The 1,403-nt window shown below is 38.6% G+C and carries 1 protein-coding gene; it reads left to right on the top strand.

What is annotated here, in order from left to right; genetic code table 11:
- Positions 1–121 precede the first annotated feature (121 nt).
- The gene (locus GVJ38_RS14110; protein ID WP_159723815.1) at positions 122–1,246 is read left to right on the top strand and encodes an IS4 family transposase; all 1,125 of its coding nucleotides are present in this window, start codon (positions 122–124) and stop codon (positions 1,244–1,246) included.
- Positions 1,247–1,403 lie beyond the last annotated feature (157 nt).

Raw genomic sequence — 1,403 nt, forward strand, 5'->3', positions numbered from 1 at the left:
CACTAGTGTTGCAAAGAACTTCAAATCATTAAAAGCATTGCTATAAAGCTATTCATGTACAAAAAAATCCTTTATACTGTTCTCGGATGACTTATCCAAGACCAATAAAAAGGACCTACGCATGGATAAGTATAACTCAAAAACATCATTTCAGAAATGGCTTTCTTCCATTAATTTGGATGAATTGTCCGAAAAGTCTAGAAACAACATTGAAAACTTCGATCACTACAGTAAAAAGCTCGATTTCCAAGCCATAATGAAGGTGCTTTTGTACGCTGTTTATGAAGAATTAGCTAGTTTCCGAGAAATCGATCGTGCTTTCCTGGATAAACGACTTTGTAAAGAAGTCGGGATTGACTCAATATCCTACAGTTCCATTTCTAGGCGAACAGCCGAGATGGACCAAGAAGTACTTATGGAAATATTCACCGATTTGGTTGGCAAAATAGCCAAACAAAAGCCGAGTTCAAAAACAACTAGTATGCAAATCATTGATTCGACAACCATTCCATTGAATAAAACTTGGTTTCCTTGGGCGAAGTTTCGCAAGACAAAAGCCGGTATCAAGCTCCATTTGAACCTCTGTTACTTGGATAAGGATAACCAGTATCCAGAGAATTTTACGATTACCAACGCAAGTGAACACGATCGCAATCACTTTGAAGTATTCGTGGACAAAGCGGAAGCGACTTATGTGGTTGATCGGGGGTATTTCGATTATCAACTGCTAGATAAAATGGATCGTGATGGTTATTTCTTTGTCACCAGAATCAAGAAAAATACTAAAGTAACAGTATTAGAGCAATTTGAAGTTGACAGCCCTAAGATGACCGACGGACAGATTATTAGCGACCAACATGTCATTCTCGGCGGTGGCGTCAACCACGTCACAGAACGATTAAGGCTGGTAACTGTTCTGACAAAAGGACAAAAGCTTCTGCGAATTGTAACGAATCGTTTTGATGCAACGCCAAACCAGGTCGCAGACATGTACCAATCCCGCTGGCATATCGAACTGTTTTTCAAACATCTAAAGCAGAATGTAGTCATCAAGAAACTCTATTCTCAAAGCGAGCAAGGCGCGATAAATCAAGTAATACTAACCCTTATTGCGACCTTATTGACCTACTTGGTGAAGATAGAGCTCAACACTAAAGCGACACTATTTCTATTGAAGAAAACATTTCATTACCTAATGTTTGACCCGGCCGAAGATTGGCTTGGGCAGTTCAAACCAGATGATTGATTAGAAAAGAATGTTGGTGCTGCTCTCGAGTTCAATTTAATAAAACGTACAATTTCTGGAATAAAAGTCATCCGCTGCGTAAGCATTCGACTTTTTTGCAATTTTGAATGAAACATAGTTTTCAGATTTTTCTGAAATTATTTGTGCAACACTAGTG

It is taken from the genome of Enterococcus sp. CSURQ0835, from assembly GCF_902706605.1.
Classification (GTDB): Bacteria; Bacillota; Bacilli; order Lactobacillales; family Enterococcaceae; genus Enterococcus_A.